The sequence below is a fragment of the Aquirufa sp. genome, from assembly GCF_044239315.1.
GTDB lineage: Bacteria > Bacteroidota > Bacteroidia > Cytophagales > Spirosomataceae > Aquirufa.
In genome coordinates this window covers 1-8,487 of record NZ_JBIIBQ010000039.1, presented here as the reverse complement: position 1 = coordinate 8,487, position 8,487 = coordinate 1, and the positions used below count along the sequence as shown (strand labels likewise).

Here is an 8,487-nt window from a genome sequence, read left to right as displayed (position 1 = left end):
CAAACAAAGCAACCCGCTCTGTCGTGAACTTAATCACCTAATCTACTCTCAGTCTTGCTCTAGAAACCGTCTGTTCCTAGCGATTGGGAGTGCAAAGATGTAGGATTAATTTATAATCTACAAACCTGCACTCTAATTTTTTTGTTTTTTTTCAAGCAGAGGAAGAATCCTAGACTATTTGAAGGATAAAATATAATTTTTCTGCTTTCCGTTTCCGATTAAAAGGAATTGACCTTTGATTTTGTCGAAATTTAGTGGACATGCAGGGTCCGTAATTTTAACCTTGTTTACACTGATGGCATTGCCTTGGATCGCTTTTCTAGCTTCACCTTTAGAAGAACAAATTAAGTATTCTGTTCCTACGCTGATGAGGTCGGTTAAGTTTTGGCATTCAGATAATAAAGCAGAAGATACTTCGTAAACCGGCAGTTGTGCTACTAATGCATCTGAAGCGTTACTTAAAAGCTCTACTGCGTCTTTAGAAAAGAGTAGGGCAGAAGCTTCAATCACTAAGGCACAAACTTCTGCTCCGTGAACACGTGTGGTAACTTCTTCGGCTATGGCCTTTTGAAGAATACGTAAATGTGGTGCTTCTGCATGAGCGCGTTCCATTTCTTCGATTTGGTCCTTGGTATATAAAGTAAACACGCGGATTAAACGAGGAACGTCAGCGTCTGCTGCATTTAGCCAAAACTGATAAAAGGCAAAAGGAGAAGTTCTAGTTGGATCTAGCCAAACATTGCCCGATTCTGACTTACCAAATTTAGTCCCATCAGCCTTTGTTACTAAAGGAGTGGTTAAGGCGAAAGCGGCGCGTTCTGTTGCATCTTCATCATGTCCTTCTTTGCGACGAATTATCTCAGTACCGGTGGTGATATTGCCCCACTGATCAGATCCGCCCATTTGAAGGCGCACGTTTTTGTTCTTGTATAAATGGTAGAAATCGTATCCTTGTAATAATTGATAGGAGAATTCAGTGAAGGAAATGCCGGTTTCTAGGCGTTTCTTAACTGAATCTTTGGACATCATATAATTAACGGTTAAGAATTTGCCCGCTTCACGTAGGAAACCTAGGAAGCTGAATTCTTTAAACCAATCGTAATTATTGACTAATTCAGCCGAATTTGCACCGCCGTGGAACTCTAAGAATTTCTCTAATTGAGCCTGGATACCGACTTGATTTGCCCTAAGCGTATCTTCTGAAAGAAAATCACGTTCAGCCGCTTTACCCGATGGGTCGCCTATCATTCCGGTGGCACCTCCTACCAAGGCAATCGGCTTATGGCCAGCTAGTTGAAAATGCTTTAAGAGCATAATCGCAGCTAAATTTCCAATGTGAAGACTCGGTGCAGTAGGATCGAAACCGATATAAGCCACCGTCATTTCTTTGGCTAACTGATCCTCTAAACCAGGAATCATATCGTGTAACATCCCTCTCCAACGTAATTCTTCAATGAAATTTGTCATAACTGATTGCTTTTTGCAAAAATACTAAATATCCTGCTTTTTAAATAATAGAGACGAATCACCATAGCTCAGGAAGCGGTACTCGTTCGATAAAGCGGAATCGTAAACTTTCTTCCAATCCTCACTAATTAAAGCGGCAATTAAGACTAGTAAGGTAGATTTAGGTTGGTGAAAATTTGTAATAATCGCATCACAGAAGCGAAGCTGATAACCTGGCATAATTAATAACTCTGTTTCAGCGACCCAATAGTTTCTATCGTTGTCTTTCAAATACGACAATACGGCATTCAACGATTCTTCATTGGAATAATTCCTTTCGCGCGCTTCATAGACGAATTCTTTTGGCAATATAAGTAAGCCGTTTTCCAAAGGCTTATTTTCTAACAACCAAACCCCACTCCAATACAAACTTTCCAAGGCACGAAGTGAAGTTGTTCCCACCGGAATAAAGGGCCCTGTATGTTGTAAAAGTGATTGAATTAATTCAGGAGTAAAGACGATTTGTTCCCGGTGCATCGGATGCTTACTGACGTCTTCTTCTTTTACAGGTAAAAATGTACCTGCTCCTACGTGTAAAGTGAGGTAGGCTTTTTGAATCTCTAATCGATCAATATCGGCTAAAACTTCTTCAGAGAAGTGCAAACTTGCGGTAGGTGCGGCTACGGCACCCTGCTTTTCGGAAAACAAGGTTTGATACCTTTCTGCATCCGAAACTTGTGCTTCTCTCTCCATGTAAGGAGGAAGGGGTATTTTACCTATTTCTTCCAAAATCTGGGCAAAACTCTTATCCGTGTCCCAGCTGATTCGAATGTGATTTTGCTCCCGATCAACCCAAGAGAAAGCCAAATCTCCTTTTTTCAGGACATCACCCTCTTTCCAGCGCTTTTTATTTCCGACTAAACATTCCCAAGCAGTTTCTCCTTTAACCTCCATCAACTGTTCTGTGGGAGCAGAGTCGGAGATTGGGTGTAATAAAAAGAGCTCAATCGCCACACCATTCTCTTTAAATAGCGGAATTCTAGCGGGGATTACTTTGGTATTATTAAATAGTAATAAAGCATTCTTTGGGAGCTGATCCGCTAATTGTCGAAAAGCTTCATGTTTAATCAAGCCATCTTGATATACCAACAATTTAGAATCATGTCGGTTAGCTAAAGGGAATTGTGCGATTTTCGATTCAGGTAGGGGATAATCAAAGGCCTGAATGAGAATATTCGGCATTTGAATACTCATAGTTCCTCTATGAATTTAGGACTTGCAAATAATCGAACGGGTAAGTAAATCAACCAAATCAATAGGAATACGATACCTAATGAAGGTATGTAACTATAGTCTGTTTGGTAAGTTCTTTCGTCATTTAACATCAAAAGGGCACGCATCACTAGAATTAAATACGTATTGATGATAGCAGGGAAAAAGTGCAACCAATTAATAAACGTTTTTTTAATGGTCTCGTCGCCTTTTTCAGCGAAAACAGGTAGCATTTTCCCCCAGTTAGATAAGGGGATTTTATCAATTGCCTTGATTAATAAAAGGGCTAATACATTAAGCAATGTGACGATACCCGCTACTAAGTAAAAGACTTCCTCCTTGGGTAAAAATCCATCGCCTCTCCCTGTTTCACCAAAATGCACCGCAGTCGGATCGGGAAGGCCTCTGTAAATAAATAACAAAGAAACTCCGAACGCCACCATGGACAAAATTCGCCAAACTCGGGATGCAAAATGGTCTATCGACATAGTTGATTAAAATGTGCACAAAATTAGTTTTGAAAATCATACCGACCTAATCTTTATTTCTATTATTTTTGTGAATAACCCCTATAAAATGGCAATCTATACGAAGAATGGAGATGGTGGATTTACCCGCTTAGCGGATGGTAAAGGAGTGTCTAAATCAAATGTTCGCATGGATACGATTGGGGATATTGATGAACTGAATTGCCATATTGGTGCATTAGTTTGTCAAATGGAGCCGCATCTAGCGGAATATTTGCAATCCATTCAGTCCAGCTTATTTGTTTTGGGTGCACATGTTGCCAGCGATTCGAAAGAATATTTAGGTAACATGAAGCTAATTTCATTGCACGATATCGTGGCAATTGAGAAAATGATTGATGAAATAGATGGTAAAATAGCACCTATGCGCTTCTTTATTTTACCGGGAGGACATCCGATTATCGCTGCTGCCCAAATTACCCGTACCGTTTGTCGCCGAGCGGAACGTAGCCTGATTCGCTGGGTACAGGAAGAAGAAAAAGAAGATTATGCGACAGCGATCGCCTATTTGAATAGATTATCAGATTACTTATTTATGTTGTGCCGTTATTTACATCATTCATTGGATATCCCCGAGATACCATGGAATTCCGGCAAGTAGAAACAAAAACCTATGCAATTTACCATTCAAAAAACACCTAAATCTCGCTTGAGCGAGGTTGATTTTGACCATTTGGCTTTTGGCCGAACTTTTGCTGATCATATGCTTGTCGCTGAATATGCAGACGGAGCCTGGAAATCTGTCCAAATTCAACCTTATGGTGCACTGTCTTATCAGCCAGCGATGATGTCCATTCATTATGGACAATCTATTTTTGAAGGAATGAAGGCTTATCGCTCGAAAAAAGGAGAGGTATTAGTATTCCGTCCAGAGGAAAATATGAAGCGCTTTAACAAGTCTGCGGCTCGTATGTGTATGCCAGAAGTACCTGAAGAGATTTTCTTAGGTGGTTTAAAGCAATTGCTCGAATTAGATAATGCATGGGTACCGGAAAAAGAGGGCTCCTCTTTGTATATACGACCCTTTATGTTTGCAACGGATGAGTACGTAGGGGTATCACCTTCTACTACTTACAAATTTATTATTTTCAATTGCCCAGTGGGTTCTTATTATACGAAACCTTTACGGGTTCGCGTAGAAACAGAATTTATCCGTGCCGCGAAAGGTGGAGTGGGTTTTGCGAAAAATGCAGGTAACTATGGAGGTTCATTATACCCCACTGTTCAGGCTAACAAAGCTGGTTATGATCAAATCATTTGGACGGATGCGGCAACGCATCAGTATGTGGAAGAAGCAGGTACCATGAATCTACTATTTATCATTAATGGAGCACTTGTGACAGCACCCACGGGAGATACTATTTTAGATGGTGTGACTCGTAAATCAGTGATTCAGATTGCCAAAGACTGGGGCTTCGAAGTCCAAGAGCGTCTTTTATCCGTGAAGGAATTAGTCGAAGGAATTACCTCTGGTACAGTGACTGAGGCCTTCGGAGCTGGAACAGCTGCTGTTATTGCGCCTATTCAGACGATTGGTTTTGAAGGAAAAGATTACGAATTACCAGCTCGTAAGGAGAGTGATTTTTCGGCAAAAGTGTTTAACGAGATCAACCAAATTCGTTTAGGCGAAATCGCAGACACACGCGGCTGGATTTATAAAATTTAATGAACGGCTTTAAAGCTAATTTTAATACCTGGATCCTTGGGAGTACTTACATTCTCTAAAAGGATTCGGGTATTATTGTTTTTAGTCCAAAGTATACTTTTTCCTTTTACCTCTGAAGGCCCAAATTTCACGTCTAAATAGCCTTTCCATTGATCAATTAAAGGCTGCACATCGTCAGCTGAATCAACGAAAATATCAAAGTTTATCTCTTCGATTTTATTCTCTTCGTTTGCAACATAGGTTATATCACTGAAGTTTAAATCTGTATCATCAAAATACAAGGTATAAGACTTTCCTTTTTCTGGTTGTGTTTCTGCTAACTCTAAGGTGTCTTTAAGGCTCATCATATCTTGGCCCCACGTCGCGTTACGAATTACCTTATCTGGGCTTAGGCTTAGTTTTTGTACCCATTCTCCACTATCCTCCCAGGCAGATACTAATTTTTCATTTTTAGCTGTTTCTTTATTTTCATTTTGCTTATCTTGATTGCAGGAATTAAGAAAAACAAATAGGGCCATCAATGGAACTATTAGTTTATTTAACGGGTTTTTCATACAATTGCTTTAAGTCGAATGATTTTATTTGTCAAAAATAGATGAATTTCGTCATTGATAATAAAAAATGTTATTTTTGGAAAAATTATGTACTAAATGGGTTTTGCTCTTTAAGATATTTAAGATTATTAGTGGTTAGGTATTTTTAAAATGAGCCGGTCCTTGACCGGCTTTTTTTTGTCTAAAACTCCCTACCTATACTAACTACAAGGCCAGATTTCCCACTATTAATTAAAGGAACACCTAATTTACAGACGAAATTATAATAGGTAACTATGTCAAAACCAACTCCCATTCCATAGATCCAACGGTTCGAAAATCGACTAGAGGTTAATTCTGGTTGCGCTTGGTATACATAAGCAAAGTCAAAGAATAAGGAAGGATACAGAGAAATAGGTATTTGATTGAATTGTTTATAGGGTATAAATCTTATCGGAATTATTTTATTAAATAGCTGGTATTTGAAGGTGTTTTTAGACAGCAAGTAGTTTGTGCCATCGATTACATTCAATTCATAACCACGTACATTATCGCCTCCATAGCCAAGGCCCTGAATGTTCGCATAGGGGATATTTTTGTTTGCTTGGGTTACTTTACCTTTCCATTGGGAGCTGATGAAAAAATTTGACCCAAGTTCAAAGAAATAGGCGACAGAAGCTTTAAAGTCCCAATAATTTAAGCCTTCTTTAGCAAGAATACCGTAATAATTATAACCAAAATCAATCTTTCTCCCTCTAAGAGGGTAGGGAGCAAAATCTCTGAAATCATAGGAGAATGCGTAAGTCAATTGGAGGAAGTTTTGCTCCTTTGATCCTTTGTAGTAATAGTTAGGATTCAATTTTCTAATGGTATCTGCAATGCTGGTGTGGCTAAATTTCATTTCAGCGAAATGAAAATCATAAAAGCGGAGTCGTTTTCTAAAACTCAAAGCTCCGCTCCATCTTTCTCTAAGAATTTTATCGCTATTCAGAATGTTTAACGTATCATTAATTGTTCTGAAAACTAAATTTTTATTTGTTGTATAAGCTAAAGCAGCTCCAAGTCCTAGCGTTTTTTTACGATCTAAGTAGGGGTTTGAATAACCTAGTTCTATTCGTTGAGTGAAACCAGTTTCGGCTTTAAAACTAAGTCTTTCATTTCTGCCTCTAAAGTTGTTATGGATTAAATGTGCTCCATAAATTATTCGTTCCAATGAACCGCCTCTGGCCCACCAATCATTTAAATTTCGATCTGCTAATTGGAAAATGGGGTAGCCTAACAGGTACCATTGTTCTAAAAACTCAAAAGTAATCGTGATGTGATTTGGAACGTTATTAATATGAGAATTAACTTTTACCCAAATAAATAAACTGGTGTTAATTAACTTTCGTCTATTAAATTCCACTCGAGAATCCAGCTCAGATACTTGCAATGTGTCTCCAGGAAAAATATCCAATTCCCTTCTAAGTATGTTCTCTCGGGTTTTTTCGTTGCCTTTAAATAGGACGCTATCAATAATTACGTATTGAGCCTCAGCCTTTTGCAAAAGAAAAAAGCAGCAGCTAATTAGTAAAGAAAGGCGGAGACAATTCACCTTGCAAGGTAAAAATTTTAATCCATTAGTTCATAAACAATCGTCTCTTGGTGCGCATACCAACTCTCAAAGTTAGTATGGTATTTTTGCTCGATAGATGGCCTTTTTATCTTCATGGTGGGCGTTAAACACTCATTTTCGATAGTCCAATCGTCATTTACAATGATCATTTTACGTAAATGTTCATAATTTTTTAATACAGGATTTACTTCATTGCGAAGCGCTTCAAAAGCCTCCTTAATTTCAGCGGTCTCTTTTGACTTACCCAGAGCACTTAATACAAGTAAAGCAATTGGTTGTGGCAAATTAACTCCCACCACACAAACCTGTTCGATAAATTCATGTGTATTTAATTTATTTTCAATAGGTGCAGGGGCTACATAATGCCCTTTGGCAGTTTTGAAGTTATCTTTAACGCGACCGATTATGGAAATAAAGCCTTCTTGATCCAGTTTTCCTTGATCTCCCGTTCTTAACCAACCGTCCTCGGTAAATAATTCCTGGGTAAGCTTTGGTTCTTTGAAGTATCCGGTGGAATTATAAGGCGCTCGCATCTGGATTTCATTAGTATCTGAGTCGATGCGTGTTTCGCAATCTGGATGAATTCTTCCTACTGTACTTAGTTTGATTTGATTGCGTGGCATAAGTGTAGTTAAGCCCATGTTTTCTGTCATCCCGTAAGCTTCTTGTATAAAGATACCCAGTCTTTGAAACCATAGTAGAAGCTCTTCTGGAATTGGCGCTGCGCCAGTAACAGCTAAGGTAGTTTGGTCTAATCCGAGTCCTTTTTGAATCTTTTTCTGTATGAGCGTTTTGACTACCGGGATGCTAAGTAGTAGGTTTAGTTTCTTTTGACCTCCAATTTTTTGTAAAATTCCTTCTTGGAATTTAGCCCATATACGCGGTACCGCCAAGAAATGAGTCGGTCTAGCACTGGCTAGATTCTTAGAAAAGGTGTCAAGGTTTTCAACAAAGTGGATGGTTCCTCCTGCTGCTGTTGCTGCAAATTCTACAAAATTTCGTTCAGCAATGTGACAGAGGGGTAGGTAAGAAATGAAACGGGTGTCGGGTTGGTCTAATAATGCGATTTCGCGCGCCATATTAATTCCTGCTTCAATGCCTCCATAGGTAATCATAACTCCTTTAGGCATTCCGGTAGTGCCTGATGTGTATACGATAGTCGCAATGTCCGTCGGTTTTGGAGAAGGCAGCTTTGAGATTTCTGCCGTGTTTTCCAAAATATCAGCCCATTGCTCACCTGTTTTTTCAGAACTTTCAGGAGTATGAATTAATATGATGTGTTTTGGAATTCCCTCCTTTATTTTTTCCCAATGATCCAATTTTCCCACGATCAGGATTTGGCATTCAGAATGTACCAAAACTTGGTTGAGTTGTTCTTTTGTTAACGTAGCATAAAAGGGTACAGATATACCCCCTGCAGCTGCAATA

At 39.0% G+C, this 8,487-nt stretch carries 8 protein-coding genes; 2 read left to right on the top strand and 6 right to left on the bottom strand.

Features of this window, described 5'->3' with window-relative positions; translation table 11 throughout:
• Positions 1–174: 174 nt before the first annotated feature.
• The 3 genes from tyrS to ACILP5_RS10935 are packed head-to-tail and all read right to left on the bottom strand — an operon-like array spanning position 175 to position 3,161.
• Positions 175–1,467: a tyrosine--tRNA ligase gene (gene tyrS / locus ACILP5_RS10945; protein WP_395618685.1), complete on the bottom strand. Its 1,293-nt coding sequence runs from the start codon at positions 1,465–1,467 to the stop codon at positions 175–177.
• A gap of 24 nt (positions 1,468–1,491) precedes the next feature.
• On the bottom strand, positions 1,492–2,700 hold the full coding sequence (locus tag ACILP5_RS10940) for an S-adenosylmethionine:tRNA ribosyltransferase-isomerase (RefSeq protein ID WP_395618684.1): 1,209 nt from the start codon (positions 2,698–2,700) through the stop codon (positions 1,492–1,494).
• The gene (locus ACILP5_RS10935; protein ID WP_395618683.1) at positions 2,697–3,161 is read right to left on the bottom strand and encodes a hypothetical protein; all 465 of its coding nucleotides are present in this window, start codon (positions 3,159–3,161) and stop codon (positions 2,697–2,699) included. Before ACILP5_RS10935 ends, ACILP5_RS10940 begins: the two co-directional genes overlap by 4 nt.
• A 133-nt stretch (positions 3,162–3,294) precedes the next feature.
• Here ACILP5_RS10935 and ACILP5_RS10930 point away from each other — a divergent pair, with 133 nt between their 5' ends.
• Together ACILP5_RS10930 and ACILP5_RS10925 are read left to right on the top strand one after the other, a co-directional pair.
• Positions 3,295–3,846: a cob(I)yrinic acid a,c-diamide adenosyltransferase gene (locus tag ACILP5_RS10930; protein WP_395618682.1), complete on the top strand. Its 552-nt coding sequence runs from the start codon at positions 3,295–3,297 to the stop codon at positions 3,844–3,846.
• A gap of 12 nt (positions 3,847–3,858) precedes the next feature.
• A complete protein-coding gene (locus tag ACILP5_RS10925; protein WP_395618681.1) occupies positions 3,859–4,911 on the top strand; it encodes a branched-chain amino acid aminotransferase in 1,053 nt (350 codons plus the stop codon).
• On the opposite strand, the gene ACILP5_RS10920 is transcribed toward ACILP5_RS10925, so the two are convergent.
• From ACILP5_RS10920 to ACILP5_RS10910, 3 genes are all read right to left on the bottom strand, one after another.
• On the bottom strand, positions 4,908–5,465 hold the full coding sequence (locus ACILP5_RS10920; protein WP_395618680.1) for a hypothetical protein: 558 nt from the start codon (positions 5,463–5,465) through the stop codon (positions 4,908–4,910). The genes ACILP5_RS10925 and ACILP5_RS10920 overlap by 4 nt on opposite strands.
• A 181-nt stretch (positions 5,466–5,646) precedes the next feature.
• A complete protein-coding gene (locus ACILP5_RS10915) occupies positions 5,647–7,038 on the bottom strand; it encodes a BamA/TamA family outer membrane protein (protein WP_395618679.1) in 1,392 nt (463 codons plus the stop codon).
• Positions 7,039–7,055: 17 nt separating this feature from the next.
• Positions 7,056–8,487 (bottom strand): AMP-binding protein (locus ACILP5_RS10910; RefSeq protein WP_395618678.1); only part of this gene is annotated, 1,432 nt, incomplete at its 5' end.